Source organism: Mycolicibacterium iranicum (assembly GCF_014190915.1).
Taxonomy (GTDB): Bacteria; Actinomycetota; Actinomycetes; order Mycobacteriales; family Mycobacteriaceae; genus Mycobacterium; species Mycobacterium iranicum_B.
Map to the genome: position 1 here is coordinate 64,338 of NZ_JACHVU010000015.1, position 25,985 is coordinate 90,322.

Below are 25,985 nucleotides of genomic sequence, written 5' to 3' on the forward strand. Positions count from 1 at the left end.
ATAGGGTTGGGCGTCACCGCCCCGTTCCGGGTGGTACGTGCCGATGAGAGAGCTGGGAGGCCGCAGGGATGGCCCTGTTCAAGCGACGCAAATCCCGCGCGACCCGCAAGGCCGAGGCCCGCGCGATCAAGGCCAAGGCCAAACTCGAAGCAAAGCTGTCGGCGAAGAACGACGTCCGCCGGTTCAAGTCCGAGCAGAAGGCGCAGACCCGCGCACTCAAAGCCCATGTGCGGGCGCAGCGCGAGAGCGACCGCGCCGCACTCAGAATCGCCGAGACGCAGCTGAAGGCGGTCCGGGAGGGCAAGCTGTTCTCCCCCGGCAAGGTGCGCAGGGTGCTGACCATCACCCGTTTGCTGGCGCCGGTGGCGGTGCCGCTGGTGTACCGCGCCTCGATCGCCGCCCGCGGCCTGATCGACGAGCGCCGGGCCGATCAGCTCGGCGTGCCGCTGAGCCAGCTCGGGCAGTTCTCCGGGCACGGCGCGCAGCTGTCGGCCCGCATCGCCGGCGCCGAGCAGTCCCTGCGCATGCTGTCGGAGAAGCGCCCCAAGGACGCCGAGACCAAGCAGTTCGTCACCGCGATCACCGAGCGTCTCAGCGATCTCGGTGCCGCCGTGGCCGCCGCCGAGAACATGCCGTCGGCCCGCCGCCGTGGCGCGCACGCGTCGATCGCCGAGCAGCTCGACGGCATCGACGCCGACCTGATGGCGCGCCTGGGCGTCGTCTGACCCGTCGGTGAAAGCCCCTGCGCGGCTGCGCGGTTCGGCGGTGGGGCTGCTGACCGCAGCCCTCACCCCGGCGGCGCACGGCCTCGGCGGAGGCGGCGGCCCGGCCGGACCGGTCCTGCTCCAGCTGCTGGTGACGGCGGCGGTGGCGGGCTTCGCGGCCGCCACCCTCTCCCGTGCGCACGACGTGCGGGTCCTCGCCGCTGTGCTGACGGTCGGGCAGCTCGCCGGCCACGCGCTGCTGGCCGCCCAGCCCCACGACCACGGACACGGCGACGCCCTCGCCGTATCGGCCATGGTGGTCGCCCATGTCGCGGCGATCGCCGTCGGCGCCGCGCTGATCAGCGTCGGCGACCGGCTCGGCCACGCGCTCTCGCGCGCCGTGCGGGCCGTCACCCGGCTCACGTGCCGGCCCGCGACCAAGCCACCCGCCGCGGCATTGCCCGCCTCGCATCACCCTCGGCACGCGACGCTGATGGTCGCGTCCTCGATGCCTCACCGGGGTCCGCCGGCGCTCGCCGCCCGCTGACACACCCCGACCCTCTCTGAAGAAAGCATCAAGCAATGACGTCACTTCAGCGTGCGCTGCACGCTTTGCTCGTGGCGGCGATGACCGCGGGCCTGCTGGCCGGCGGGCTCGGCGCCGCAGGATCCGCCTGGGCGCACGCCGCCCGCATCGCCAGCGACCCGGCCGAGGATGCGACGCTGCCACGTCCACCGGCGAGCGTCAGCGCGACGTTCAACGAGGCCATGCAGGCCCGGTTCGCGGCGATGACGGTCATCGGACCCGACGGCGAGCAGTGGTCCGACGGTGACCCCGGCGTCGACGGCCCGGTCATCCGCGTCGCCCTGAAACCGGGGGGACCCGCCGGCACCTACACGGCGAACTACCGCGCCACGTCCGCGGACGGACACGTCGTGACCGGATCGTGGTCCTACGAGGTCGCTGCGCCCGCGCCGGCGAACGGGCCGGCCGCTGCGCCCACGCCCCCCTCCTCGTCCGCGGCGCCCGACACGGCGTCCGGCACGTCGACGGGGTCGCCCGACAGTGCCCCGGACGGCCCGCCGGTGTGGCCATTCGTGGCCGCCGCGACCGCGATCGTGGCCGCGGGCGCGCTGTGGGCGGTCCGGCGCAGGTCGTGACGCACCGTCGCGCGGTGGCCGGCGGCGTGCTCGTCACCGTCGCGGCGTGCGTCCTGGCGTGGGGGCTGGCCTATCCGGCGAGCGCTCTGGGCCCGGCTCTCGTGCGGGCCGTGGCAGACGCAGCGGCAGTCGTGACGCTCGGCCTGACCGTGGTTCCGGCACTCGACGGACCCCGGTATCGCGACGATTTGGTCCGCCGCCGACGCGCACCGCTGGTCCTGTCCTCGGCGGCCTGGCTGATCGCCGAGCTGGTGCGGTGGGTGCTGGCCGGCGCCGAAGCCGCCGGCACCGCCGTCACCGGCCTGGGCCTGCGGACCGCCGCGGAGTTCGCGCTGCAGACCTCTGCAGGGCGGGCAGGGGTCCTGACCGTGGTGGCCGCCGCCGTGGTGTGCGCGCTCGCCGCGGTGGCGCCCCGGCACGGGGCCGCGATGGCCGTCGCGGCCGGATGCGCCGGTATCGGGGTGCTCGGATATCCGATGACCGGGCACCTGTCGGACAGTGCGGTGGGTGGCATCGCCGTCGCCGTGCACGCGCTCGCCGCCGCGCTCTGGTGCGGTGTTCTGGCAGCTCTGGTGCTGACGGTCGATCACCGCGGCCAGTGGGCGCGCGTGCTGCCCCGGTTCTCCCAGCTGTCGCTGGGCTGCGTCGTCGTCCTGCTCGTCGGCGGGCTCGCCGGCGGTGCGGCCGTGCTCGGATCGGCGACCGAGCTCTTCGCGACGGGATACGGGCGCGTGCTCTCGGTCAAGATCGGACTGACGGCCGTGCTCATCGCGCTGGCGTGGCGCAACCGGGAGATCTGGCTGCCGTCGGCGCGGGCGCACCGCAGCACCGCCGCGGTCTCGCGCACCCGCGCCCACGTCGAGCTGGCCTTGATGGCGGCAGCGCTGGCCGCCGCGGCCACGCTGTCGGTCACCGGGTGAAGCGCGGGATCCGCTCGACCCGCGACCTGGCATGATGGTCCGCATGGCAGACCAGCCGGATCGGACCGACGAAAGTCCGGATAGCGCAACCCCACCGGCTCAGCCCCCGGTGCCGCCCGCGCCCCCGGCGAAGAAGGCTGCGGCGAAGAAGGCCCCCGCCAAGAACACGCCCGCCGAGAAGGCGCCGGTGAAGAAGGCCCCCGCGAAGAAGGCGGCGGCCACACCGGCGAAGAAGGCGGCTCCCGCCAAGAAGGCGCCCGCCGACAAAGCGCCCGCCGACAAGGCACCGGCCAACAAGGCACCGGCCAAGAAGGCCCCCGCGAAAGCAGTCCCACCGGCCACAGCGCCACCGGCCACCCCGCCCACCGCGCCACCCACAGCGCCACCGGCCACCGCGCCGGATTCACGCGCGGCCGTCGTCTCGGCCGCCGAAGAGGCTGCTGCGCAGGCGAAGTCGACGGTGGCCACGGCCAGCACCGCCGTCACCGCGCCCGTACCCGCGCCGCGTTCCGCGCCGAACGGCACCAGACTGCCGATCGCGGCGGCGGTCGTCACGGGAGTCCTCGCGATCCTCGTCGTGCTGATCGCTGCCCGTCGCGGCAACAGCAGATGACCCAATTCACTTGACCCTCACGCCACGTCAGGGTCGATAGTGGGGGCATGACCACCACGCACTCCGTCGGCGCCGTCGCCGAACTCACGGGTGTGTCCGTGCGCACCCTGCACCACTACGACCACATCGGCCTCGTGGTGCCCAGTGTCCGGACCGGCGCCGGTTATCGCGGGTACACCGATGCCGACATCGAGCGCCTCCACCTGGCCCTGGTGTACCGGTCCGCCGGGCTGCCCCTCGACGAGATCCGGCGCGTGCTCGACGATCCCGGCGCCGACGTGCAGACCGTACTCACACATCAACACGCTCTCCTGCTGGCCCGGCAGGAGCAGCTGACAGCGACGATCCGGGCAGTGGAGGAACTGATGAGCGCGCACGGCAAGGGAATTCAACTGACGGCCGCCGAACAGGCGGAGATCTTCGGCACCAACGCCTTTCACGACGAGTACGCCGAGGAGGCCGAGCAGCGCTGGGGTGACACCGACGCGTGGCAGCAGTCACGACAACGCACGTCATCCTTCACCAAGCAGGACTGGATCGACGTCAAGGCCGAGGGCGACGCGTTGCTCACGGATCTGGCGCACGCCAAGCGCGACGGCGTGACGCCGGGCTCGGCGCGGGCCGAGGAACTCCGCGAGCGCCATCGCCGGTCGATCCACCGGTTCTACGACTGCGACGAGCACATGCAGCAGTGTCTGGCCGAGATGTACATCGCCGACGAACGGTTCACCCGCTACTACGACGACGTCGAGCCCGGCCTGGCCCGGTATCTGCACGACGTCATCATGGCCGGGCGATCGGGCGGCTGAGATACTGACGGGGTGACTGTGACGCCGCGCCCCACCGCAGACCTGGTCGACGAGATCGGCCCCGACGTCCGCAGCTGCGATCTGCAGTTCCGCCAGTTCGGTGCCCGGTCCGAATTCGCCGGACCGATCACGACCGTGCGGTGCTTCGAGGACAACGCACTGCTCAAATCCGTACTGTCCGAACCGGGTAACGGCGGCGTGCTCGTCATCGACGGGGACGGGTCGCTGCACACCGCCCTGGTCGGCGACCTGATCGCCGAGCTCGGGCGCTCGAACGGCTGGTCCGGCCTGATCGTCAACGGCGCGGTCCGGGACGCCTCGACCCTGCGCACACTCGACATCGGCATCAAGGCGCTGGGCACCAATCCGCGCAAAAGCACGAAGACCGGTGCGGGTGTGCGCGACGAGAGCGTGGAGTTCGGCGGCGTGGTGTTCACCCCGGGCGACATCGCCTACAGCGATGACGACGGCATCGTCGTCACCGCTGCAGGCTGAGTCGTACGGGGTGGGTCAGGCGGGCCGGGTCAGGCTGACGCCGCCACCTGAGCGCGCTCGGACGTGAATTCCAGCGTGTCGTCGTCGATCTTGCCGTTGCGGATCACCCGCAGGTCGACCAGGTAGTTCTGCTTGAGCCGCCACGGCGCCTTGGATCCGGACTTCGGCAGGCGATCCAGTGCCCGCTTGATGTAGCCGGAGGTCAGATCGACGAACGGCCGGCGTTCGACATCGCTGCCGGGTTCGCGGGGCACGACGCTGTCGTAGCCGTTCTCCTCCATGTAGCGCAGCAACCGGCTGACGTACTCCGACGTCAGGTCGGCCTTCAGGGTCCACGACGCGTTGGTGTAGCCGAAGGTGAACGCCATGTTCGGCACGTCGGACAGCATCATGCCTTTATAGGCCACCGAGTCGGCGAGGTCCTGGGGCTTCCCGTTGCGCAGCACATCGGCTCCGCCGAAGAACTGCACGTTCAAACCCGTTGCGGTGACGATGATGTCGGCGTCGAGATGCTCACCGGAGCTCAGCTGGATGCCGGTGGCCGTGAAACGCTCGATGGTGTCGGTGACGACGTCGGCCTTGCCCTTGCGGATGGCCTTGAAGATGTCACCGTTGGGCGCCAGACACACCCGCTGGTCCCACGGCTTGTAGTCGGGCGCGAAGTGGCGGTCGTAGTCGAATCCCTCGGGCAGACGCCGTTCGGCCATGGTGCGCAGGGCCTTTCGGAAAACGTTCGGCAGCGCACGAGCGAGCTGGTACTGCGCGGTCGCCTGCAGGATCGCCTTCCAGCGCACCGCCGTGTAGGCCGTCTTCTCCGGCAGCATGCGGTACGCGCGCGCGGCGAACGGGTCCTTGTCCGGCAGCGAGCCGATGTAGGTGGGGGTGCGCTGCAGCATCGTCACGTGGCCGGCGCCACTGTCGATCAGCGCAGGGATCAGCGTGATGGCGGTGGCACCGCTGCCGATCACGACCACCTTCTTGCCCTGGTAGTCCAGGTCTTCGGGCCAGTGCTGCGGGTGCACGACGGTGCCGGTGAAGTCCTCGGCGCCGGGGAACTCGGGCGAGAAGCCCTCGTCGTAGTTGTAGTAGCCGCTGCAGGCCCACAGGAAGCCGGTGTTGAGCTGGATGCGCTCGCCGTCGCGGTCGATCGTGAGCTCCCAGTGCCGCTCCTCGTCGGACCAGTTGGCCGACACCACCTTGTGGCTGTAGCGGACGTGCTTGTCGATGCCGTTCTCCCGGGCCGCCTCGTCGATGTAGTTCCAGATCGAGGGTCCGTCGGCGATCATCTGATCGGTGGCCCACGGCTTGAAGTGGAAGCCGAGGGTGTACATGTCGGAATCCGAGCGGATACCGGGGTACTTGAAGAGGTCCCAGGTACCGCCGAGACGCTCGCGCCGTTCCAGGACGGCGTAGCTCTTGCCGGGACAGTTCTGCTGGAGGTGCCAGGCGGCGCTGATGCCGGAGATGCCGGCCCCGACGATGACTACGTCGACAAATTCGGTCATGGCGTAAAGCTATCAACGCTGTGTCGAGCGAGTCAACACCCTGTTGAATCTTTCGACACCGTGTAAAGTCTGACGGGTGTCGACAGCTGTGACCCCCACGAATCAGCCCCGGTCCGCGCGAGGCCGCCGTGCCGCCCGCCCGTCGGGCGACGACCGGGAGCTGGCGATCCTGGAGACCGCCGAACGTCTGCTGCAGGACCGGTCGCTGGCCGAGATCTCCGTCGACGACCTGGCCAAGGGGGCGGGTATCTCGCGGCCCACCTTCTACTTCTACTTCGGCTCCAAGGACGCGGTGCTGCTGACGCTGCTGGAGCGGGTCATCGCCGAGGCGGATGCCGCGCTGGAGGACCTGATCGCCAACCGTCCGGCCGAACGGCGCGCGATCTGGCGACGCGGCATCGACGTCTTCGTCTCGACGTTCGGTGCGCACCGCGCGGTCTGCGCGGCCACCGTCGGCGTCAAGAACAGCCACTCCGAAGCGCGCGAACTCTGGTCGCGCTCGATGCAGCGCTGGATCGACCACATCGCGGCGGTGATCGAGGCCGAACGGGCCGACGGGGCGGCGCCCGTGACGCTGCCCGCGGTCGAGTTGTCCACGGCGCTGAACCTGATGAACGAGTCGGTCATGACGGCGGCCTTCGCCGGCCACCAGCCCTCCATCCCCGATCACCGCGTGCTGGACAACCTCGTCCACATCTGGGTGACCAGCATCTACGGCGAGATGGTCTGATCTGTCGGACCGGGATGCGAACATATGTTCGTGTCCGCTCCAGTCCGGCCGGCAGCCCGGTCGGCGACGATCCTGCACGCTGATCTCGACTCGTTCTACGCCTCGGTCGAGCAGCGCGACGACCCTTCCCTGCGCGGTCGGCCGGTGATCGTCGGCGGCGGGGTCGTGCTCGCCGCCAGCTACGAGGCGAAGGCCTACGGGGTGCGGACCGCGATGGGCGGCCGGCAGGCCCGCGCACTGTGTCCGCAGGCGATCGTCGTGCCGCCCAGGATGTCGGCGTACTCGGCGGCCAGCGACGCAGTCTTCGAGGTCTTCCGTGACACCACACCCGTCGTGGAGCCGCTGTCGGTGGACGAGGCCTTCCTCGACGTGTCGGGGCTGCGCCGGGTGTCGGGCACCCCCGTGCAGATCGGGGCCCGGCTGCGCGAGCGGGTGCGCGACGAGGTCGGCCTGCCGATCACGGTCGGCATCGCCCGCACCAAGTTCCTGGCGAAGGTGGCCAGCCAGGAGGGCAAACCCGACGGGTTGCTCCTGGTCCCGCCCGACCGCGAGCTCGCATTCCTGCATCCGCTGCCGGTGCGGCGGTTGTGGGGAGTGGGCGCCAAGACCGCCGACAAGCTGCGCGTGCACGGTATCGAGACCGTCGCCGACGTGGCCGAACTGAGCGAGGCGACCCTCGGGTCGATGGTCGGCGGGGCGATGGGCCGCCAGCTGTTCGCGTTGTCGCGCAACGTCGACCGGCGCCGGGTGGTGACCGGGCAGCGCCGCCGATCGGTGGGCGCGCAACGCGCACTGGGCCGGGCGGGGAACTCGATGTCCGCCGACGAGGTCGACGCGGTGGTCGTGAACCTCGTCGACCGGATCACCCGGCGGATGCGCACGGCGGGGCGGTCGGGGCGCACCGTGGTGCTGCGGCTGCGGTTCGACGATTTCGGCCGCGCCACCCGCTCGCACACCATGCCCAGGGCCACGGCGTCGACGGACCAGATCCTCGGGGCAGCCCGGCGACTCGTCGACGGCGCGGCGCCGCTGATCGCCCAGCGCGGGTTGACGTTGATCGGTTTCGCGGTGTGCAACATCGACCGCGACGGCGCCCAGCAGCTCGAACTGCCCCTCACGCACGGCCCCGATCCCCACGATTCCCTGACCATCGACCTCGCCATCGACAAGGTGCGTGGACGCTACGGCAACACGGCGCTCACGCGGGGCGTGCTGGTCGGCCGCGACCCGGGCTGGGAGATGCCGATGCTGCCCGACTAGATCAGGAGCTCGTCCAAGCGAGCAGCTTGTCGGCGCTCCAGGTGTTGACGATGCGTTCGGCGTCCAGCCCGGCGTCCACGGCACGCTGGGCGCCGTAGCCGAGGAACTCCAGCTGGCCCGGGGCGTGGGAGTCGGTGTCGATGGAGAACACGCAGCCGATGTCCATCGCGAGCGTGAGCAGGCGCGTGGGAGGGTCCCGGCGTTCGGGGCGGGAGTTGATCTCTACGGCGGTGCCGGCGTCGCGGCACAGACCGAACACCTTTTCCGCGTCGAACTGCGACTCCGGGCGTTGCCCGCGGCCGCCGGTGACCAGCCGCCCGGTGCAGTGACCGAGCACGTCGGTGTGCGGGTTGGCGACGGCCTTGAGCATCCGCCGGGTCATCGACGGCGCATCCATCGCGAGCTTGGAGTGGACGCTCGCGACCACGATGTCGAGGCGTTCGAGGAGCTCGGGTTCCTGGTCCAGCGAACCGTCTTCGAGAATGTCGACCTCGATGCCGGTGAGGATCCGCATCGGGGCGACCATCTCGCGGATCTCGTCGATGACGTCGAGCTGCCGGCGCAGACGTTCCGGCGAGAGCCCGTTGGCAATCCGCAGCCGCGGCGAATGGTCGGTCAGCGCGCAGTACTCGTGGCCCAGGTCGCGGGCGGCCATCATCATCTCTTCGATGGGCGCCGATCCGTCCGACCAGTTCGAGTGAACGTGCAGATCGCCGCGCAGCGCGGCCCGGATGTCTCCCCCGCCGAGATCCTGGGCGTTCTCCCGCAACTCGACCAGGACGTCGGGTTCCTGGCCGGCCCAGGCCTGCGCGATGACCCTGGCCGTCTTCGGCCCGATCTTGGGCAGCGACTGCCAGCTGTTGGCCGTGCCGTGCTTCTCCCGCTGGGCGTCGGTGAGCCCTTCGACGACATCGGCGGCGGTGCGGTAGGCCATCACCCGCCGCGGGTCCTCGCGGGCACGGTCCTTGAAGTACGCGATCTGACGCAACGCGATGACCGGGTCCATGCGTCCAGTGTGCCGCTTAGCTGCTCCAGCGCGGGTCGCGTCCGGTCAGGGCGATGGTGCGACTGAGCAGCGGTGCGTCGTCGGAGACCGGGACCGGCGCGCCGAACAAGCCCTCGATGGGCTCGCCTGCGGAGAACGCGGCGACGTGGTCGCCTACCGCGGCGAGCGTCGTGCCGTCCACCTCGTACGGGAGTCCCGCCGCCACCGCGACGTCCCACCCGTGCACGACGACCTCGGTCAGCGCGATCATGCCGCCGACGTCGGCCGGGAAGTCGACGCCGCCGGCCCGCGACATTCCCTCCCACGCGGCGGGGTCTCGCCATGCGTCGGCCAAGCGGGCGAGATACTGCGGATACGACACGCGCCAGCCGTCGTGCACGCCGCCGCCCATCTCGGGCGGCGCGTCGGTCAATTCGCCGAACTCCTTTTTCGCGGCGGCCTCGAACGCCAGGGACAGTCCACCGATGTGCGCCAGGACGGCATCGAGAGTCATGTCGCCACACGGCGTGGCGGCGGCCAGCTGGTCATCGCGCACCAAAGCGATCAATTCGGCGGTGCGTGCGCACGCCTCGGTCATATCGATCATGGGTGTACTGACCCTATGAGCACGACGAAGTCATCACCGCAGATCGGCCTAGAGTCGATCGGGTGAGATTCGCATTCAAGACCTCCCCGCAGAACACGACCTGGTCCGACATGCTGGCCATCTGGAAGACCGCCGACGACATCGACGTCTTCGAGTCCGGCTGGACCTTCGATCACTTCTATCCGATCTTCTCCGACTCGACCGGCCCGTGCCTGGAAGGCTGGATCACCCTGACCGCGCTGGCGCAGGCCACGACGCGTCTTCGGGTGGGCGTGCTGGTCACCGGGATCCACTACCGGCACCCCGCCGTGCTGGCCAACATGGCCTCCGCACTCGACATCGTCTCCGACGGCCGGCTCGAACTCGGGATCGGCGCCGGGTGGAACGAGGAGGAGTCCGGCGCCTACGGCATCGAGCTCGGCACGATCAGGGAGCGGTTCGACCGGTTCGAGGAGGCCTGCCAGGTGCTGCGTGGCCTGCTGAGCCAGGAGACCACCACCTTCGACGGCACCTACTACCAACTCAAGGACGCCCGCAACGAACCGAAGGGGCCCCAGCAGCCGCATCCGCCGATCTGCATCGGCGGCAACGGCGAGAAACGCACCCTGCGCATCACCGCCCAGTACGCCGACCACTGGAACTTCGTCGGTGGCACCCCGCAGGAGTTCGCGCGTAAGCGCGACGTGCTCGCGCGCCACTGCGTGGACGTCGGGCGCGATCCGAAGGAGATCATGTTGTCGGCCCATGTCCGGCTCGGTGAGGACCGCGATTACGGCGCGGTGATCGACGAGGCCGCTGCGCTGGGAGCCGAGGGCCTCGATCTGGCGATCGTGTACCTGCCGCCGCCCTACGACCCGGCCGTATTGGAGCCGCTGGCGGACAGGATCCGCGCATCCGGGCTGCTCGACAGCAAAGCCGAATGACGATCACGAAACGATAACGGTCAGGCAAACAAACCGTCACGGCCCCCGGGGCGGCGCAGCCGACCGAGGAGGAGTTCGCTAGATCCCGTAGCGGAGGAGCTCGTCGGCGGTGATGAGCCGCTCGGCCTTCGCGGGGAATTCACGGCTCTTGACCGGGTGACGGAACAACGTCCAGGCGATTCGACCCACCCGTGACCGGGCAATCGGGTTGAGGTACATGGCGATTACTCCTGCGGTGTGCAATAGCTGAACCGGGGAGAAACCTTACCCCAGCTCTCTCACCAAGTCATTAGATACCTGGGCGTCGGCAAACTCCTGCAGGCACGCCGAACAAAGATCGGATGTTTTTGGAGTGACTGGTGTTACTGGAGTGACACAGCGAGACCGGCCCGAGACATCAAGATCACCGAATTGCGACGCACAACGCACCGAGACCGCGCACAGATCGCCGATTGATTCAAAAAAGCGATCTGTCGCGGTCTCGGTGTGCGCGACGGTCCGTGGACTCAGCGCTGCGGCGCGGCGGTGGGGCTGATCGGGACCGGCAGAGCCGACTGTCCCATCAGGTAGGTGTCGACCGCCGCGGCCGCGGCGCGGCCCTCGGCGATGGCCCACACGATCAGCGACTGGCCGCGGCCCATGTCGCCGGCGACGTAGACCCCGGGCACCGACGTGGCGAACGCGGCGTCCCGCGTCACGTTGCCCCGCTCGTTGAACTCGACACCCAGATCGGTGAGCAGGCCCTCGCGCTCCGGACCGGTGAAGCCCATCGCCAGCAGAACCAGGTCGGCCTCCATCTCAAAGTCCGAGCCCTCGACCTTCTCGAACTTGCCGGCGTTCATCACGACCTCGTGGCCGCGCAGACCCGTCACCCGGCCGTTCTCCCCGACGAACTGCTCGGTGTTCACCGAGTAGACGCGCTCGCCGCCCTCTTCGTGCGCCGAGGTGACGCGGTACATCATCGGGTAGGTCGGCCACGGCGTCGAGTCGGCCCTGGTCTCCGGCGGACGCGGCATGATCTCGAATTGGTGCACGCTGACCGCGCCCTGGCGGTGCGAGGTGCCCAGGCAGTCGGCGCCGGTGTCGCCACCGCCGATGATGATGACCTTCTTGCCCTTGGCGGTGATCGGCGGCTCGCCGTCCTCACCCAGAACGGGGTCGCCGAGCTGCACCCGGTTGGCCCACGGCAGGAACTCCATGGCCTGGTGGATCCCGTCGAGGTCGCGTCCCGGAATCGGCAGGTCCCGGCGCGCGGTCGCACCACCGGCCAGCACGACGGCGTTGAACTCCGACCGGAGCTGGGCGGCCGTGATGTCGACCCCGACGTTCACACCGGCGCGGAACTCGGTGCCCTCGGCCTCCATCTGCGCCAGCCGGCGGTCGATGTGGCGCTTCTCCATCTTGAATTCCGGGATGCCGTAGCGCAGCAGCCCGCCGATGCGGTCGTCGCGCTCGAACACGGTGACCTTGTGGCCGGCGCGGGTGAGCTGCTGTGCCGCGGCGAGTCCCGCCGGACCCGAGCCGATGACGGCGACGGACTTGCCGGTCAGCTTGGTCGGCGGCAGCGGCACGACCCAACCCTCGTTGAAGGCATTGTCGATGATCTCGACCTCGACCTGCTTGATCGTGACCGGATCCTGGTTGATGCCCAGCACGCAGGAGCCCTCGCAGGGCGCCGGGCACAACCGCCCGGTGAACTCCGGGAAGTTGTTGGTGGCGTGCAGTCGCTCGATGGCTTCGCGCCAACGGTCGGTGCGGACCAGGTCGTTCCACTCGGGGATCAGGTTGCCCAGCGGACAACCGTTGTGGCAGAACGGGATACCGCAGTCCATGCAGCGGCTGGCCTGCACCTTGAGGGTGTCGTGGGAGAAGTCCTCGTAGACCTCTTTCCAGTCCTTCAGGCGCAGGTCGACCGGCCGCCGCTGCGGGGTCTCGCGGTGGGTGTTCTTCAGGAAGCCCTTCGGGTCAGCCATTTGCGGCCGCCATGATCGCCTCGGCAATCTCGTCCTGGTTCGCGCCGCGGCCCTCGGCGTCCGCGATCGCCTGCAGCACGCGCTTGTAGTCGCGCGGCATCACTTTTCTGAAGTTCGCCAACTCACCGTTCCAATCGGCCAGAATGCGTTGTCCCACCGCGGAATCGGTGGCATCGACATGCGCCTGGAGCATGTCGCGGACGAACACGGAGTCCTCGGACTCCGCCCCGCCCATGTCCTCGATCTCGACCATCTCGCCGTTGAGATTGCCGGCCAGCGCGCCGTCGGGGTCGTAGACATAACCGATGCCGCCCGACATGCCGGCCGCGAAGTTGCGCCCCGTCGGCCCGAGGATCACCACGCGTCCGCCGGTCATGTACTCGCAGCCGTGGTCGCCGACGCCCTCGACGACGGCGTGGGCACCGGAGTTGCGCACCGCGAACCGCTCGCCCACCTGGCCGCGCAGGAACATCTGTCCGCTGGTGGCGCCGAAGAGCACGACGTTGCCGGCGATGATGTTGTCCTCGGCGACATAGTCGCGGGGCGCATCGTCGGACGGCCGCACGACGACCCGCCCGCCCGAGAGTCCCTTGCCGACGTAGTCGTTGGCGTCGCCGTACACCCGCAGCGTGATGCCCTTGGGGACGAACGCGCCGAAGCTGTTACCGGCCGAGCCCTCGAACGTGATGTCGATGGTGCCGTCCGGAAGACCCTGCCCGCCATAGGCTTTCGTGACCTCGTGGCCCAGCATGGTGCCGACGGTGCGGTTGACGTTGGCGATCGTGGTGGAGAACCGGACCGGCGAACCGGAGTCGATGGCCTCGCGGCTCTGCGCGATGAGCTGCTGATCCAGCGCCTTGTCGAGCCCGTGGTCCTGCCGCGAGCTGCAGTACAGGTCCTGGTTCATGAACGCCGACTCGGGCTCGTGCAGCACGGGCGCCAGGTCCAGCTTGTGAGCCTTCCAGTGCTCGGCGGCCTTGGTGGTGTCCAGCGCCGCGACCTGTCCGACCATCTCGTTGATGGTGCGGAATCCCAACCGCGCCATGAGCTCCCGGACCTCTTCGGCGATGAAGAGGAAGAAGTTCTCCACGAACTCGGGCTTGCCGTTGAACCGCTTGCGCAGCACCGGGTTCTGGGTCGCGACGCCGACGGGGCAGGTGTCGAGATGGCAGACGCGCATCATGATGCACCCGGTCACCACCAGCGGCGCGGTGGCGAAGCCGAACTCCTCGGCGCCCAGCAGCGCGGCGATCACCACGTCGCGGCCCGTCTTGAGCTGGCCGTCGACCTGCACGACGATACGGTCGCGCAATCCGTTGAGCAGCAGCGTCTGCTGGGTCTCGGCCAGGCCGAGCTCCCACGGTGCGCCGGCGTGCTTCATCGACGTCAGCGGGGTCGCGCCGGTGCCGCCGTCGTGGCCGGAGATCAGCACGACGTCGGCGTGGGCCTTGGACACACCCGCCGCGACCGTGCCGACGCCGTTCTCGGACACCAGCTTCACGTGCACGCGGGCCTGCGGGTTGGCGTTCTTGAGGTCGTGGATCAGCTGCGCGAGATCCTCGATCGAGTAGATGTCGTGGTGCGGCGGCGGCGAGATGAGGCCGACGCCGGGTGTCGAATGCCGCACCTCGGCCACCCACGGGTACACCTTGTGACCCGGAAGCTGTCCGCCCTCACCGGGTTTCGCACCTTGGGCCATCTTGATCTGGATGTCGGTGCAGTTGGTCAGGTAGTGGCTGGTCACGCCGAACCGGCCCGAGGCCACCTGCTTGATCGCACTGCGGCGCCAGTCGCCGTTCTCGTCGTACTCGAAGCGGTTGACGTTCTCGCCGCCCTCACCCGAGTTCGACCGGCCGCCGAGGCGGTTCATCGCGATCGCGAGCGTCTCGTGCGCTTCGGCCGAGATGGAGCCGTAGCTCATCGCGCCCGTCGAGAAGCGCTTGACGATCTCGCTGGCGGGCTCGACCTCCTCGATCGGCACCGGGGGACGTGCGCCGTCGCGGAACTTCAGCAGCCCGCGCAGCGACGCCATGCGCTCGCTCTGGTTGTCGATGAGCTGCGTGTACTCCTTGAAGATCGAGTACTGCCCGGTGCGTGTGGAGTGCTGAAGCTTGAACACCGTGTCCGGGTTGAACAGGTGGTATTCGCCCTCGCGGCGCCACTGGTACTCGCCGCCGACCTCGAGCTCGCGGTGCGCCCATTCGTCGGGACGGTCCAGGTAGGCCAGCGCGTGGCGGGTCGCGACGTCGTCGGCGATGTCGTCGAGGTCGATGCCGCCGACCGGGCAGGACAGCCCGGTGAAGTACTCGTCGAGCACCTGCTGGCTGATGCCGATGGCCTGGAACAGCTGCGCGCCGGTGTAGGACGCCAGCGTCGAGATGCCCATCTTGGACATCACCTTCAGCACGCCTTTGCCCGCGGCCTTGACGTAGTTGGCCTTGGCCTGGTCGCTGCTGATGTCGGTGATGACACCCCGGTCGACCATGTCCTCGATGGACTCGAACGCCATGTACGGGTTGATCGCGGCGGCGCCGAAGCCGACGAGCGCGGCCATGTGGTGCACCTCGCGCGCATCGCCGGCCTCGACCACGAGGCCGACCTGGGTGCGCGTGCGGTCCCGCACCAGGTGGTGGTGCACGGCCGAGACGCTGAGCAGCGACGGGATCGGCGCCATCGACTCGTCGGACTCGCGGTCGGACAGCACGATGATGCGGGCGCCGTCGCGGATGGCCGAGGACACCTTGGCGCGGACGTTGTCCAGCGCCTCCTTGAGGCCCTGCCCGCCGCGGTTGACGGGATACAGGCAGCGGATGACCGCGGCGCGCAGCCCGTGCTTGTGGCCGCGGATCTCGTGGTCGGGGTCGACGCAGATCAGCTTGGACAGCTCGGCGTTGCGCAGGATCGGGTTGGACAGCACGATCTGCCGGCACGAATCCGCGTTCGGGTTCAGCAGGTCGCCTTCCGGGCCGACGGTGCCGTTGAGGCTGGTGACGACCTCTTCGCGGATGGCGTCCAGCGGCGGGTTGGTGACCTGGGCGAACAACTGCTGGAAGTAGTCGTAGAGCATCCGCGGGCGGGCCGACAGCACGGCGATCGGTGTGTCGGTGCCCATGGAGCCCAGCGCCTCGGCGCCGGTGCGGGCCATCGGGGCGACCAGCAGGTTCAGCTCCTCGTAGGTGAAGCCGAAGATCTGCTGGCGCAGCACCACGCGGTGATGCGGCATGCGCTTGTAGTCGCCGGGCGGCAGCTCGTCGAGGTTGAACAGTCCGGCGTCGAGCCACTCCTGGTAGGGCTGCTCGGCGGCCAGCTGGGCCTTGATCTCCTCGTCGGAGACGATCCGGCCCTGGTCGGTGTCGACGAGGAACATGCGGCCCGGCTGCAGGCGCATCTTCTTCACGACGGTGCCGGGGTCCAGGTCGAGGACACCGGCCTCGGAGGCCATCACGACGAGGCCGTCCTCGGTCACCCAGATCCGCGACGGGCGCAGCCCGTTGCGGTCGAGCACGGCGCCGATGACGGTGCCGTCGGTGAAGCACACGGCGGCCGGGCCGTCCCAGGGCTCCATCAGCGACGCGTGGTACTGGTAGAACGCCCGTCGGGCGGGGTCCATCGTCTCCGCACGCTCCCAGGCTTCCGGGATCATCATCAGCACTGCGTGCGGCAGGCTGCGGCCGCCCAGGTGCAGCAGTTCGAGCACCTCGTCGAACCGCGCGGTGTCGGAGGCCCCCGGCGTGCAGACCGGGACGATCTTGTCGAGGCTCTTGCCCGAATCGCGGCTCGCCGCGGTGCCCGATTCACGGCTCCCCGCGGGCGTCTTTCCGAAGACGTCGGTCTTGATCAGCGCCTCGCGGGCCCGCATCCAGTTCTCGTTGCCGGTCACGGTGTTGATCTCGCCGTTGTGGGCGACACGGCGGAACGGGTGCGCCAGCGGCCAGGATGGGAAGGTGTTCGTCGAGAAGCGCGAGTGCACGATGCCCAGCGCGCTGGTCAGCCGCTCGTCCTGCAGATCGAGGTAGAACGCCTTGAGCTGCGGCGTGGTGAGCATGCCCTTGTAAACGAACGTCTGTCCCGAAAGACTTGGGAAGTAGACGGTTTCGCGGCCGGGACCGTCCTGGCCGGGGCCTTTGGTGCCCAGTTCGTGCTCGGCGCGCTTGCGCACGACGTAGGCGCGGCGCTCCAGGTCCATTCCGGAGGCGCCACCGAGGAACACCTGGCGGAAGGTCGGCATCGCATCGCGGGCCAGGGCGCCGAGCGACGAGTCGTCGGTGGGGACCGCACGCCAGCCGAGCACCTGCAGACCCTCGGCCTCGGCGATCTTGCCGACCGCTTCGCACGCGGTGGCGGCGTCCTTGGACGACTGCGGGAGGAACGCGATACCCGTGGCATAGCTGCCGGGCTCGGGGAGATCGAAGTCGACGACGGCCCGAAGGAACTCGTCCGGGACCTGCAGCAGGATGCCCGCACCGTCACCGGTGTTGGGCTCGGCGCCCTGCGCGCCGCGGTGTTCGAGGTTCAGCAGCGCCGTGATCGCCTTCTCGACGATGTCTCGGCTCCGTCGGCCGTGCATATCGGCCACCATCGCCACGCCGCACGCGTCGTGCTCGAACGCGGGGTTGTACAGCCCTTGACGACTGGGCGCCATTCCCACCTACCTTTGAGTGCACACAACTCGACATGTCAGTTACGGACGGCAACCGTTGCCGAGAGTGTTAGCCGGTGTGGCGGAAGAGGCACCTTCGTGCAGCACTGAACGACGGCCCTTTTTCCACGCGCCACAAGTGCTGAAAACGATATGACAAAAGGGCCCTGACATGCCAACTTAGTACGACCTAACTATGTTCGCCGGCCGCCACGCCGCGGCAACGGCGCGATGCGCACATCACGAGTGAATAACGTTGCCACTGCGCCTATTTCGGCTACACGGCCGCCGACCGGGCACAGTGAGGGCTACGTCACACCCCCCGGCGTGGGTGCCGGGCAGTTTGCTGCAGCCGGGTTCTCACCGGCCCTGTGCTGCAGCGATGGCGCCGCCACACTTTGCACAAAGCCTTTCCGGATTCTTAGACATGCCCACATGACGACCGGATCCGCCGCCGGTGGGCCTGGCAAACTTCACCGCCGCCCGGCCCGAGGCGACCGGAGCGGGCGCTTCCGTCGAAACACCCTCGGCTGCAACGGCTTTCACGTAGGCGCCGCGGGGACGGACCCGCGCAGCGTGCGCGCAAGTACCCCAGAGGGGTATCCCGCCGGGCGGCGGGCGTCAGAGTGCAAGGGTGCCGTATCCGCTGAACACCCCCCTCGGACGCTTCGGCGTCGAGACCGACGAGGAGGGCCGCGACCGCTGCGTGGCGACGATTCCGACCGCCGGTCTGGTCAACCCGCTCACCGGTGCGCCGACGATCGCGCCGCTGGCGATGCTCGTCGACCACATCGGGGGCCTGATCAATCACGCCCGCCGCGGCGAAAACGAGTGGACCGTGTCCAGCGAACTGTCCGTGGAGGTCGCGCCGGACGCCGCGGAGACTATTGCAGCCGCGCCCGAGGTCGCTGTGCGCGGCATCGCCCGTCCTCTGGGCCGCAAGGGGAACGCCGCACTGGGGCTGTGTGAGCTCGCCGTCGACGGCGATGTGATCGCCACCGCGACGGTGCGTTCGTTTTACATCACCGTCCCGGCGTCGCTGGCGTCCTGGCCCACCGAGCCCGGCGGGACTCTGCCCGGGTCCAGCCTGGGCGAGCTGATGGCAGTCGAGGTCGCCGAGAGCGGAGGCGCCACGGCGGTGCTGCTGCAGCGGGACGACGCCGTGCTGAACAACAGCGTCGCCGCGGTGCACGGAGGAGTGTCCTCGATGGGACTCGAACTAGTCGGCTCGGCCGCGGTGAACAGCGACCCCGACGCCGCGCCGTACCGGACGGCGTCGCTGCGGGTGAACTTCCTGCGGCCTTTCCACGGCGGCGGCGAGGCGCACTACCGGGCCACGCCGTTCCACGTGGGCCGCAGCAGCGGCGTCGCCGAGGCCGAGGCCGTGGGCAGCGACGGCCGGGTGGCGTTGATCGCCCGGCTCACCGCCTACCGCTGACACAGAACCGCCGGAGAGCGTGCCGTCCACCCGGTAAGGGACGGTGTGCTCCCCGGCGGCGGTCCTACGGACGCCTAAGAGGCGACGTCAGACCTAGGACTTCTCTTTGGCCTGCGAGGCAGCGGCCTTCTCACTCGTGGCCCCCTCGTTGGCGAGCTGGCCACCGGAATTCTCCAGGTGGGCGCGGACGAACCACTGGAACTTCTCCAGCTCGGCGGCGTGCCCGATGAGCATGTCCTCCGACACCGGGTCGAGTTCGCCGAGACGCTCGATGCTCTTGCGGGTGTCCTCGATGACCCCGACGTAGACCAGGTCGAGTGCCGCGAGGTGCGCCTGCACGGTGTCACGGTTGACCGAGTAGTCGTCCCAGGTGCGGTCGGCTTCGATCGCACCGGGCGTGCCCAGGGGTGACTGTCCCAGCGCGGCGATGCGCTCGGCGGCCTCGTCGGCGTAGCCACGGACGAGCTCCACCTGGGGGTCGATCATCTCGTGGACGCCGATGAAGTTGGGCCCCACGACATTCCAGTGGACATGCTTGAGGGTCAAGTGCAGGTCGTTGTACCGGCTGAGCGCCTTCTGCAGCAGCTCGGCGACTTCGGCTCCCTGCTTGTCGGACAGGCCGGGAATGGTAAACGCAGTCATTGCTAGCTCCTTCGCACGATCGACTGTCCCGCGACGTGTACCCGGGTGGGTGCGCAGGCAATCACCGGTGACACCCAGGTCACAGATCGGCGAGATTGGGGATCGAGAGCCTCGGCCCGAACCGCGGGTTGACCGTCATCCCACTGACTTCGAGGTGGCGCACCGCGCGGTGCCGGTGCGGCTGCAACGGCGCGAGCAGCTCGACCATTCCCGCATCGTCGATGGGATGCCCGAGCAACGTCCAGCCGATGATCTTGGCGAGGTGGTAGTCGCCCACCGACAGCGCGTCGGCGTCGCCGAACGCGCGCTGCGCCGTCTCCGCCGCGGTCCAGATCCCGATCCCCGGCAGCGACATCATCGCCGCCCGGGCGTCCTCGGCGGAACGGCTGACCAGACGTTCCAGCGCGTCGGCCCGCTGGGCACACCCGACGATGGTGCGCGCCCGCCCCGGGTCGACGTTCGCGAGGTGGAACTCCCAGGACGGGACGCGCCGCCACGCCTCCGCCGTCGGCGGCACGCGCAGCCGGGCCGGCGCCGGGCCCGGGGCGGGCGCGCCGTACTTGGTGACCAGAAGCCGCCAGGCGCGGCGGGCGTCCTTGCCGACGACCCGCTGCTCCAGGATCGCCGGGATCAACGCTTCCATCACGCGTCCGGTCCGGCCCAGCCGCAGATGCGGTGATTTCCGGTGGGCGGCCGCGACGGTCGGCTCCCGGGGGTCGAAGCCCTCGCACGAGTCGTCGGCGCCGACCAGCGCCGGCAACGTCTCCAGGAACTCCGCGGCGCCCGGGCCCCACGCTTCGCACTCCACCGTGCTCTGCCTGCGGGTCCCCTCGGCGGACGTCGCCTCGGACACGCTGCGGCTGATCCGGGCCGTCACCGGCCCGCTGCGCATCAGGCTGGTGCGCCAGATCGATCCGTCGGCGGCGTCGTGATGGCACGGATCGGCGCTCCCGCGACGCAGCGGTGCCAGTGTCCACGCCAGCCTGACCGGCCCGGCGAACACGACGCTGGCCGTACTGCCCATGGGGCCAGCCTAGGCGTCGACGGTGACGTCGGCCTTGTCCGGATAGAACGCGACGTGACCGGCGATCTGCGCCACCGCCGGATAGGGCTCGCGGTAGGTCCAGACGGCGTCGGCGACGGTTTCCCCGCCCGCCTGGACGTCGAAGTAGCCGGCGTCGCCCTTGAACGGGCAGTAGGTGGCGGTGCCACTGGGGCGCAGGTGGTCGGCCGCCACATCGGCGATCGGAATGTACTGCACTGCAGGGTAACTGGCTTCCTGCAAGGTCAGCGCGGCGTCGGTCTCGGCGACGATGTCGCCGTTCACGCGGACCACGACGTGCCGGCCGGTCGGCGTGACGGTGATCGGATGCGAGGCGGAGGGCTGGAGAACGGGGCGGTCGGTCATATGCCCATTCAACGCCGCGTGCGCCGCCGGCAGTCCCGGTCAGTGCGGACGGCCGGCGATCTTGTCGGCCACGACGGCGATCGGCGACGTCCTGGACGTGCCCCGCGCCTCGTGCCAGTCGGCCGCCTTGTAGGCCAGGTACATGCCCCGCACCCCGATCCATCGCAGCGGTTCGGGCTCCCAGCTCTTCGACGCGTGACCGACCCAGGGCAGCCGGGTCAGGTCGGTCTCGCGCTTGAGCACCATGTCGGTCAGCGTCCGGGCGGCCAGGTTGGTGGCGGTGACGCCGTGCCCGACATAGCCGCCGGCCCAGCCGAGGCCGGTGGCCGCGTCGAAGTGCACGCTGGCCTCCCAGTCCCGCGGCACCGCCAGCACGCCGCACCAACCGTGCGCGATCGGGACGTGGGAGACCTGCGGCAGGATCGCGTGCAGTGTCGCGGTCAGGCGTTTGATGGTGCGTTCGGGCACCCGCCCGTCGCGATCGGTGCGGGAACCGAACCGGTACGGCACGCTGCGCCCGCCGATCGCGATGCGGTTGTCGACGGTGCGCTGTGCATAGAAGAAGCCGTGCGCGGTGTCGCCGAGGGTCTCCCGCCCGGCCCATCCGATCGAACTCCACACCTCCTCGGGCACAGGGTCGGTCGCGATCATGGAGCTGTTCATCGGCAGCCAGCGGCGTTTCAGGCCGGGCAGGGCCGCGGTGAACCCTTCGGTGGCCCGCAGCACGACCGGCGCACTCACGGTGCCCCACGGGGTGATCGCGCGGCCGGCGACGATGTCGGTCACCGGGGAACGTTCGTAGATGACCACGCCGAGCCGTTCGACGACGTCGGCCAGGCCTCGCGCGAGCATCGCCGGCTGGATCCGCGCGCAATGGGGATTGTGGTAGGCCGACACCACGCCGTCGAGCGTAATGCGTTGCGCGGCTTCGTCTCCGGTGAGTTCCTCGATGCCGTCGACCTGCCAGCGGCGCTCCGCCTCGACCGCGGCGGCCAGCCGGCGGGCCTGCGCGCGGTTACGGGCGATCTCCATCGTGCCGCCCTTGACGATGCCCGCGTCGACACCTTCCTCACGGGCGACGTCGATCACCTCGTCGACGGCCTCGTTGAGGGCCCGCTGCCAGGCCACCACCCCGTCGCGGCCGTACTGACGGGCCATGCGCTCGCGGTCGCCGGGGACCAGACCGGACAGCCAGCCGCCGTTGCGACCCGAAGCCCCGTAGCCGGCGAAGCGCGCTTCGAGGACGACGATGCGCAGCGACGGATCCGCACGCTTGAGGTAGTAGGCGGTCCACAGCCCGGTGTAGCCGGCGCCGACGATGCAGACGTCGGCGTCACGGCTGCCGGGCAGCGGTCCCCGGCTGATCGGCAGCCCGTCGAACCAGTGGGACACGTGACCGTTCACCGGCGTTCGAGTAGGCACCCCGAGATTGTCGCAGCCGCCGTGACGCGTCCGTCAACCGGCGGTTTTCGCGGCGCGCTTGGCGTCGCGCAGACCGACCCAGAACCTCGCGGCCTCGCGGATCGAATCCTCGACGGGCCGCGGTTCCCAACCCAGCTCGCGCCTGGCCTTGCTGCAGTCCACCGGGGCCTCGGCCCGCATCAGCCGCAGCGAGTCCAGGGACAGACGCTCGTCGGTACGTTGCACCCGCGCCTTCAGACTGCCGAGCGCGGCCATCGCATAGGAGAGCGGCAGCGGGATCGTCGTGGTCGGCGCGGGGACGCCGGCAGCGTCGGCGGCGATCCGTACGACCTCGGCATTGGAGATCATCTTCTCCGAGATCAGGTACCGCTCCCCGACGCGACCCTTCTCCGCAGCGAGCAGCATCGCCTGCGCCGCATCGTCGATGCCGACGGCTTCCAGCTCGATCCCGGACATCACGAACGGCAGCTTGCCGAACGCCGCGCCCGCGATGATCGCTCCGTGCGGGGTGCGTCCCCAATCGCCGGCGCCGTACGTCGTCGACACACACATCGCCACCGCGGGCAGCCCGCGATTCCGGGCGTACTCCAGGACGAGGTTCTCCGCCTGCACCCGGGAGCGGACATACGGGGTGAGCTTTTCCAATTCGGCAGCGGTGAGGCAGTCGTCCTCGGTGGCGACGTGCCCGCGCCGGCGCCCCACCGTCACATAGCTGCTGGTGAACACGAACTTCTGCAGGGTCTCGGCGATGGCGGGTTCGACGGCGACGTCGAGGACGTTGCGGGTGCCCTCGACGTTCGTCCGGAACAGCGGCGCCGGGTCACGCAGCCACCCGCGGGTGTCGACGACGCAGTAGTAGACGACGTCGCATCCGTTCATCGCCTCGCGCAGCACGCCGTCGTCCCAGATGTCGCCGACGAAGCGGGTCACCTCGAGGTCGTCGATGCCGATGGTCTTGGCGCCGTCGCGGACCATCACCCGGACGTCCCGGCCCGCGGCGACGAGCCGGCGGGTGACATGGCTGCCCAGATATCCGTTGGCGCCGATGACGAGGACCGGGGCGGGGGAACCGGCGGGGGGATGGTCCGTCATCGCTTGCCCCCGTAGGTGGCCATCCACTCGGCGGCGACGTCGGGCAGGGTGCCGAGCTCCTCGGCCTTGCGGCACCACTTCACCGTCGCCGCCACGAACCGCAGCGGGTTGTAGATGTCCTCCTGGCGCTTCCACTTCCCGTCGCCGGCGTAGGTGACGATGGAGATGTTGGTGGCGCTGATGATCGTGCCGTCGCCGGGGTCGCGCATCGGGTTGTCGAGCTCGCAGATGATGCGGCCGGTCGGCTCGTCGATGACGCTCCACCGCGACGGGAACGACGTCATGTAGCTGCCCGGGAAGGTCTCCATGGTCTTCCAGATCCACGGCCGGACCTCGTCGCGCCCGCGCATGGTGCCCGCGGCGTGCTCGATGTAGAGGATGTCGTCGCTGTACTGGTCAACCCACGGATCCCAGTCCCGCGTCTGCGCCGCGCGGTCGACCGTCTGCTCGAATTCGGCGAACGCCGCGGCGAGCTCGTCGCGAGTGAAAGTGTTGCCCGTCACACCGCAGAATAGAACACGTTCTACCCGCCGTTGTCGAGGCGTCAGGTCAGACTGAGCACCCGGCGGTTCCCGAGGGGCTGCGCCAGCGGCACGTCGACGGCGCCGAACACCGCGATCGCGATGCACGCGCGGTCGACCGCCCCGGGCAGCGTCCCGGTACGCAGGTCGACCACGACGTCGGTGGCGCTCTCCTGCACCGTCGCCGACACCCCGTAGCACTCGGGCGTCCCGGTGCTGAAGTGCAGCCGGACCATGCGCTCGTCGGCGACGCGGCTCCAGAACTGCGGGCGGGTGGGGTAGGCGTTCACGATCGCGGGGTCGTCGGCGAACATCAGCGCGGGGGTCCCGGGCGGCGTCTCGGGCACCGCGACGGGGGCCTCCGGCGGCTGCGCGGACGCCGGCCCGGCCGCACCCGAGAGCACGACGCAGAACGCGGCGAGGAGGGCGAAGGCACGCATGCCGAAAGCCTAGCCACGGCATGGCCCGGAACGGATTAAATGCCCGGCCCCAACGGTTATACGAACGCCATGACACAGCAATATCTCAAGAATCCCGCCGCTGTGAACGCGTTGTCTCCCGAGCAGTACCACGTGACTCAGGAGAACGGCACCGAGCGGCCCTTCACCGGTGAGTACTGGGACAACCACGAACCGGGCATCTACGTCGACGTCGTGTCGGGAGAACCCCTCTTCGCCTCCGTCGACAAGTTCGAGAGCGGGTCGGGGTGGCCGAGCTTCACCCGACCCATCGACAGCGACAACGTGCTGGAGAAGCGCGACTTCTCGCATCTGATGATCCGCACCGAGGTGCGGTCGTCGGCCGGGGACAGCCATCTGGGCCATGTCTTCAAGGACGGCCCGCGCGATCAGGGCGGCCTGCGCTACTGCATCAACTCCGCAGCTCTGCGCTTCGTCCATCGCGACGACCTCGAGGCCCAGGGGTACGGGCAGTACCGTGGGTTATTCACCGAATCGGCTCAGAAGGAGCAAGCGTGAGCGATTACCAGCGGGCCGTCCTGGCCGGCGGCTGTTTCTGGGGCATGCAGGATCTGATCCGTCGGCAGCCCGGCGTGGTGTCCACGCGCGTGGGCTACACCGGCGGCCAGAACGACAACCCCACCTACCGCAACCACCCGGGTCACGCCGAGGCGATCGAGATCGTCTACGACCCGGCGCAGACCGATTACCGGGCGCTGCTGGAGTTCTTCTTCCAGATCCACGATCCGACGACGAAGAACCGGCAGGGCAACGACGTCGGTTCCAGCTACCGCTCGGAGATCTTCTACGTCGACGAGGATCAGCGCCAGGTCGCGCTGGACACCATCGCCGACGTCGACGCTTCGGGGCTGTGGCCGGGCAAGGTCGTCACCGAAGTCAGCCCCGCGCCGGACTTCTGGGAGGCCGAGCCCGAGCACCAGGACTACCTGGAGCGCTACCCCAACGGGTACACGTGCCACTTCCCGCGGCCGGGCTGGAAACTGCCTCGGCGCGCCGAGGTCTGATCCGGCGAGCTCGTCTGCCGGGCTGACTTGTCGGACCCCGCTGTCATGATGGGGTCATGTGTTCGGCGGCAACGTCTTTGGCTGCTCACCCGGGTGAGCGGTTGGAGGCGTTGTTCGGCGAACTGGCCGAGTTGACGGGTCAGCGTAATGCGATCGATGGCCGGATCGTGGAGATCGCGGCGCAGATCGAACGTGATGAGTTGTGTGGGATGACCGGGGCGCGGTCGGTGGCGGCGTTGATGGCGTGGAAGACCGGGTCCTCGTTGCGTAACGCCGAGACGGTCGTGGCGGTCGCGGCGCGGGCGCAGGAGTTTCCGCGGTGTGTGGCCGGGTTGCGGGAGGGCCGGTTGTCGTTGGATCAGGTCGGGGTGATCGCCGAGCGCGCCGGCGAGGGCTCGGACGCCCACTATGCCGAGCTCGCGCAGTCGGCGACGGTGGCGCAGTTGCGGACCGCGGTCAAGCTCGAACCCCGCCCCGACCCGGCTCCGAAACCTGCGCGCGACCGGGGTTTGTCGAAAACCGGTGACGAGGAATCCACGACGTGGCGGATCACCCTGCCTCATGCCGAGGCGGCGGTGTTCGACGCCGCGTTGCAGTCGCATCTGGATGCGTTGGTCGCTGACTGGAAACGCCACCACACCACCCCCGGTCAGGC

27 protein-coding genes are annotated in these 25,985 nt (G+C 69.4%); 14 read left to right on the forward strand and 13 right to left on the reverse strand.

The window, feature by feature from the left end:
- Window positions 1–68: 68 nt before the first annotated feature.
- From FHR72_RS23705 to rraA, 7 genes are read left to right on the forward strand one after another with little or no spacing between them, the layout of a single operon-like run.
- Window positions 69–725: a DUF6474 family protein gene (locus FHR72_RS23705; protein ID WP_183473075.1), complete on the forward strand. Its 657-nt coding sequence runs from the start codon at window positions 69–71 to the stop codon at window positions 723–725.
- A gap of 7 nt (window positions 726–732) precedes the next feature.
- The gene (locus tag FHR72_RS23710; protein WP_311736238.1) at window positions 733–1,251 is read left to right on the forward strand and encodes a hypothetical protein; all 519 of its coding nucleotides are present in this window, start codon (window positions 733–735) and stop codon (window positions 1,249–1,251) included.
- Window positions 1,252–1,286: 35 nt separating this feature from the next.
- A complete protein-coding gene (locus tag FHR72_RS23715) occupies window positions 1,287–1,865 on the forward strand; it encodes a copper resistance CopC family protein (protein ID WP_183473078.1) in 579 nt (192 codons plus the stop codon).
- Window positions 1,862–2,785, forward strand: a complete 924-nt coding sequence (locus tag FHR72_RS23720) for a CopD family protein (protein ID WP_183473081.1) — start codon at window positions 1,862–1,864, stop codon at window positions 2,783–2,785. Before FHR72_RS23715 ends, FHR72_RS23720 begins: the two co-directional genes overlap by 4 nt.
- 43 nt (window positions 2,786–2,828) lie before the next feature.
- Window positions 2,829–3,398 carry a hypothetical protein gene (locus FHR72_RS23725; protein WP_183473083.1) on the forward strand — a complete coding sequence of 190 codons (570 nt, stop codon included), beginning with the start codon at window positions 2,829–2,831 and terminating at the stop codon, window positions 3,396–3,398.
- Between the two features lie 47 nt (window positions 3,399–3,445).
- Window positions 3,446–4,207, forward strand: coding sequence for a MerR family transcriptional regulator (locus FHR72_RS23730; RefSeq protein WP_183473086.1), 762 nt, complete (start codon window positions 3,446–3,448; stop codon window positions 4,205–4,207).
- Window positions 4,208–4,219: 12 nt separating this feature from the next.
- Window positions 4,220–4,702, forward strand: a complete 483-nt coding sequence (gene rraA / locus FHR72_RS23735) for a ribonuclease E activity regulator RraA (protein ID WP_183473089.1) — start codon at window positions 4,220–4,222, stop codon at window positions 4,700–4,702.
- A 29-nt stretch (window positions 4,703–4,731) separates the two neighbouring features.
- Here rraA and FHR72_RS23740 read toward each other — a convergent pair whose 3' ends face one another.
- Window positions 4,732–6,207 (reverse strand): flavin-containing monooxygenase, encoded by a 1,476-nt coding sequence (locus FHR72_RS23740; RefSeq protein WP_183473092.1) that lies wholly within the window; start codon window positions 6,205–6,207, stop codon window positions 4,732–4,734.
- 76 nt (window positions 6,208–6,283) lie between these two features.
- Here FHR72_RS23740 and FHR72_RS23745 point away from each other — a divergent pair, with 76 nt between their 5' ends.
- Together FHR72_RS23745 and dinB are read left to right on the forward strand one after the other, a co-directional pair.
- Window positions 6,284–6,937, forward strand: coding sequence for a TetR/AcrR family transcriptional regulator (locus FHR72_RS23745; RefSeq protein WP_396888509.1), 654 nt, complete (start codon window positions 6,284–6,286; stop codon window positions 6,935–6,937).
- 24 nt (window positions 6,938–6,961) lie between these two features.
- Window positions 6,962–8,197, forward strand: coding sequence for a DNA polymerase IV (gene dinB / locus FHR72_RS23750; RefSeq protein ID WP_183473102.1), 1,236 nt, complete (start codon window positions 6,962–6,964; stop codon window positions 8,195–8,197).
- Between the two features lies 1 nt (window position 8,198).
- On the opposite strand, the gene FHR72_RS23755 is transcribed toward dinB, so the two are convergent.
- Entirely contained in the window at window positions 8,199–9,203 is a 1,005-nt protein-coding gene (locus FHR72_RS23755) for a PHP domain-containing protein (protein WP_183473105.1), read from the reverse strand.
- Between the two features lie 16 nt (window positions 9,204–9,219).
- Window positions 9,220–9,789 carry a TIGR03086 family metal-binding protein gene (locus tag FHR72_RS23760; protein ID WP_183473108.1) on the reverse strand — a complete coding sequence of 190 codons (570 nt, stop codon included), beginning with the start codon at window positions 9,787–9,789 and terminating at the stop codon, window positions 9,220–9,222.
- A 62-nt stretch (window positions 9,790–9,851) separates the two neighbouring features.
- Here FHR72_RS23760 and FHR72_RS23765 point away from each other — a divergent pair, with 62 nt between their 5' ends.
- Window positions 9,852–10,712, forward strand: a complete 861-nt coding sequence (locus FHR72_RS23765) for an LLM class F420-dependent oxidoreductase (RefSeq protein WP_183473111.1) — start codon at window positions 9,852–9,854, stop codon at window positions 10,710–10,712.
- A 78-nt stretch (window positions 10,713–10,790) separates the two neighbouring features.
- On the opposite strand, the gene FHR72_RS23770 is transcribed toward FHR72_RS23765, so the two are convergent.
- The 3 genes from FHR72_RS23770 to gltB form a co-directional block, all read right to left on the reverse strand.
- Window positions 10,791–10,931, reverse strand: a complete 141-nt coding sequence (locus FHR72_RS23770; protein WP_183473114.1) for a hypothetical protein — start codon at window positions 10,929–10,931, stop codon at window positions 10,791–10,793.
- A gap of 287 nt (window positions 10,932–11,218) precedes the next feature.
- The gene (locus FHR72_RS23775) at window positions 11,219–12,685 is read right to left on the reverse strand and encodes a glutamate synthase subunit beta (RefSeq protein ID WP_183473117.1); all 1,467 of its coding nucleotides are present in this window, start codon (window positions 12,683–12,685) and stop codon (window positions 11,219–11,221) included.
- Window positions 12,678–17,327 carry a glutamate synthase large subunit gene (gene gltB, locus FHR72_RS23780; protein ID WP_183473120.1) on the reverse strand — a complete coding sequence of 1,550 codons (4,650 nt, stop codon included), beginning with the start codon at window positions 17,325–17,327 and terminating at the stop codon, window positions 12,678–12,680. Before gltB ends, FHR72_RS23775 begins: the two co-directional genes overlap by 8 nt.
- A 631-nt stretch (window positions 17,328–17,958) precedes the next feature.
- On the opposite strand from gltB, the gene FHR72_RS23785 reads away from it, so the two are divergent.
- A complete protein-coding gene (locus FHR72_RS23785; RefSeq protein ID WP_183473124.1) occupies window positions 17,959–18,762 on the forward strand; it encodes a PaaI family thioesterase in 804 nt (267 codons plus the stop codon).
- A gap of 93 nt (window positions 18,763–18,855) precedes the next feature.
- Here FHR72_RS23785 and FHR72_RS23790 read toward each other — a convergent pair whose 3' ends face one another.
- The 7 genes from FHR72_RS23790 to FHR72_RS23820 form a co-directional block, all read right to left on the reverse strand.
- On the reverse strand, window positions 18,856–19,404 hold the full coding sequence (locus FHR72_RS23790; RefSeq protein ID WP_183473127.1) for a Dps family protein: 549 nt from the start codon (window positions 19,402–19,404) through the stop codon (window positions 18,856–18,858).
- A 79-nt stretch (window positions 19,405–19,483) separates the two neighbouring features.
- Complete coding sequence (locus FHR72_RS23795; RefSeq protein WP_183473130.1) at window positions 19,484–20,428, reverse strand: DNA-3-methyladenine glycosylase family protein; 945 nt, start codon at window positions 20,426–20,428, stop codon at window positions 19,484–19,486.
- A 9-nt stretch (window positions 20,429–20,437) separates the two neighbouring features.
- Window positions 20,438–20,812 (reverse strand): DUF427 domain-containing protein, encoded by a 375-nt coding sequence (locus tag FHR72_RS23800; protein ID WP_183473133.1) that lies wholly within the window; start codon window positions 20,810–20,812, stop codon window positions 20,438–20,440.
- A 39-nt stretch (window positions 20,813–20,851) separates the two neighbouring features.
- Complete coding sequence (locus tag FHR72_RS23805; RefSeq protein WP_183473136.1) at window positions 20,852–22,234, reverse strand: NAD(P)/FAD-dependent oxidoreductase; 1,383 nt, start codon at window positions 22,232–22,234, stop codon at window positions 20,852–20,854.
- A gap of 33 nt (window positions 22,235–22,267) precedes the next feature.
- Window positions 22,268–23,326 (reverse strand): NAD-dependent epimerase/dehydratase family protein, encoded by a 1,059-nt coding sequence (locus FHR72_RS23810; protein WP_183473141.1) that lies wholly within the window; start codon window positions 23,324–23,326, stop codon window positions 22,268–22,270.
- Window positions 23,323–23,829 (reverse strand): nuclear transport factor 2 family protein, encoded by a 507-nt coding sequence (locus FHR72_RS23815; protein ID WP_183473144.1) that lies wholly within the window; start codon window positions 23,827–23,829, stop codon window positions 23,323–23,325. The genes FHR72_RS23810 and FHR72_RS23815 overlap by 4 nt, the downstream gene beginning before the upstream one ends.
- Window positions 23,830–23,870: 41 nt before the next feature.
- Window positions 23,871–24,287, reverse strand: coding sequence for a hypothetical protein (locus tag FHR72_RS23820; RefSeq protein WP_183473148.1), 417 nt, complete (start codon window positions 24,285–24,287; stop codon window positions 23,871–23,873).
- A gap of 69 nt (window positions 24,288–24,356) precedes the next feature.
- Here FHR72_RS23820 and msrB point away from each other — a divergent pair, with 69 nt between their 5' ends.
- The 3 genes from msrB to FHR72_RS23835 form a co-directional block, all read left to right on the forward strand.
- On the forward strand, window positions 24,357–24,824 hold the full coding sequence (gene msrB / locus FHR72_RS23825; protein ID WP_183473151.1) for a peptide-methionine (R)-S-oxide reductase MsrB: 468 nt from the start codon (window positions 24,357–24,359) through the stop codon (window positions 24,822–24,824).
- A complete protein-coding gene (gene msrA / locus FHR72_RS23830; RefSeq protein ID WP_183473154.1) occupies window positions 24,821–25,330 on the forward strand; it encodes a peptide-methionine (S)-S-oxide reductase MsrA in 510 nt (169 codons plus the stop codon). The genes msrB and msrA overlap by 4 nt, the downstream gene beginning before the upstream one ends.
- A gap of 56 nt (window positions 25,331–25,386) precedes the next feature.
- Window positions 25,387–25,985: DUF222 domain-containing protein (locus tag FHR72_RS23835; protein WP_183473157.1), on the forward strand; the 599-nt coding region annotated here is incomplete at its 3' end.

What these genes read in the sequence shown, in the direction of transcription:
- gltB (WP_183473120.1), bottom strand. Translation starts at nt 17,327, where the DNA reads ATGGCGCCCAGTCGTCAAGGGCTGTACAACCCCGCGTTCGAGCACGAC.
- FHR72_RS23810 (WP_183473141.1), bottom strand. Translation starts at nt 23,326, where the DNA reads ATGACGGACCATCCCCCCGCCGGTTCCCCCGCCCCGGTCCTCGTCATC.
- FHR72_RS23705 (WP_183473075.1), top strand. Translation starts at nt 69, where the DNA reads ATGGCCCTGTTCAAGCGACGCAAATCCCGCGCGACCCGCAAGGCCGAG.
- FHR72_RS23725 (WP_183473083.1), top strand. Translation starts at nt 2,829, where the DNA reads ATGGCAGACCAGCCGGATCGGACCGACGAAAGTCCGGATAGCGCAACC.
- FHR72_RS23790 (WP_183473127.1), bottom strand. Translation starts at nt 19,404, where the DNA reads ATGACTGCGTTTACCATTCCCGGCCTGTCCGACAAGCAGGGAGCCGAA.
- FHR72_RS23755 (WP_183473105.1), bottom strand. Translation starts at nt 9,203, where the DNA reads ATGGACCCGGTCATCGCGTTGCGTCAGATCGCGTACTTCAAGGACCGT.
- FHR72_RS23820 (WP_183473148.1), bottom strand. Translation starts at nt 24,287, where the DNA reads ATGCGTGCCTTCGCCCTCCTCGCCGCGTTCTGCGTCGTGCTCTCGGGT.
- FHR72_RS23775 (WP_183473117.1), bottom strand. Translation starts at nt 12,685, where the DNA reads ATGGCTGACCCGAAGGGCTTCCTGAAGAACACCCACCGCGAGACCCCG.
- FHR72_RS23715 (WP_183473078.1), top strand. Translation starts at nt 1,287, where the DNA reads ATGACGTCACTTCAGCGTGCGCTGCACGCTTTGCTCGTGGCGGCGATG.
- FHR72_RS23770 (WP_183473114.1), bottom strand. Translation starts at nt 10,931, where the DNA reads ATGTACCTCAACCCGATTGCCCGGTCACGGGTGGGTCGAATCGCCTGG.
- FHR72_RS23795 (WP_183473130.1), bottom strand. Translation starts at nt 20,428, where the DNA reads ATGGGCAGTACGGCCAGCGTCGTGTTCGCCGGGCCGGTCAGGCTGGCG.
- FHR72_RS23760 (WP_183473108.1), bottom strand. Translation starts at nt 9,789, where the DNA reads ATGATCGATATGACCGAGGCGTGCGCACGCACCGCCGAATTGATCGCT.
- dinB (WP_183473102.1), top strand. Translation starts at nt 6,962, where the DNA reads ATGTTCGTGTCCGCTCCAGTCCGGCCGGCAGCCCGGTCGGCGACGATC.
- FHR72_RS23730 (WP_183473086.1), top strand. Translation starts at nt 3,446, where the DNA reads ATGACCACCACGCACTCCGTCGGCGCCGTCGCCGAACTCACGGGTGTG.
- FHR72_RS23740 (WP_183473092.1), bottom strand. Translation starts at nt 6,207, where the DNA reads ATGACCGAATTTGTCGACGTAGTCATCGTCGGGGCCGGCATCTCCGGC.
- FHR72_RS23800 (WP_183473133.1), bottom strand. Translation starts at nt 20,812, where the DNA reads ATGACCGACCGCCCCGTTCTCCAGCCCTCCGCCTCGCATCCGATCACC.
- msrB (WP_183473151.1), top strand. Translation starts at nt 24,357, where the DNA reads ATGACACAGCAATATCTCAAGAATCCCGCCGCTGTGAACGCGTTGTCT.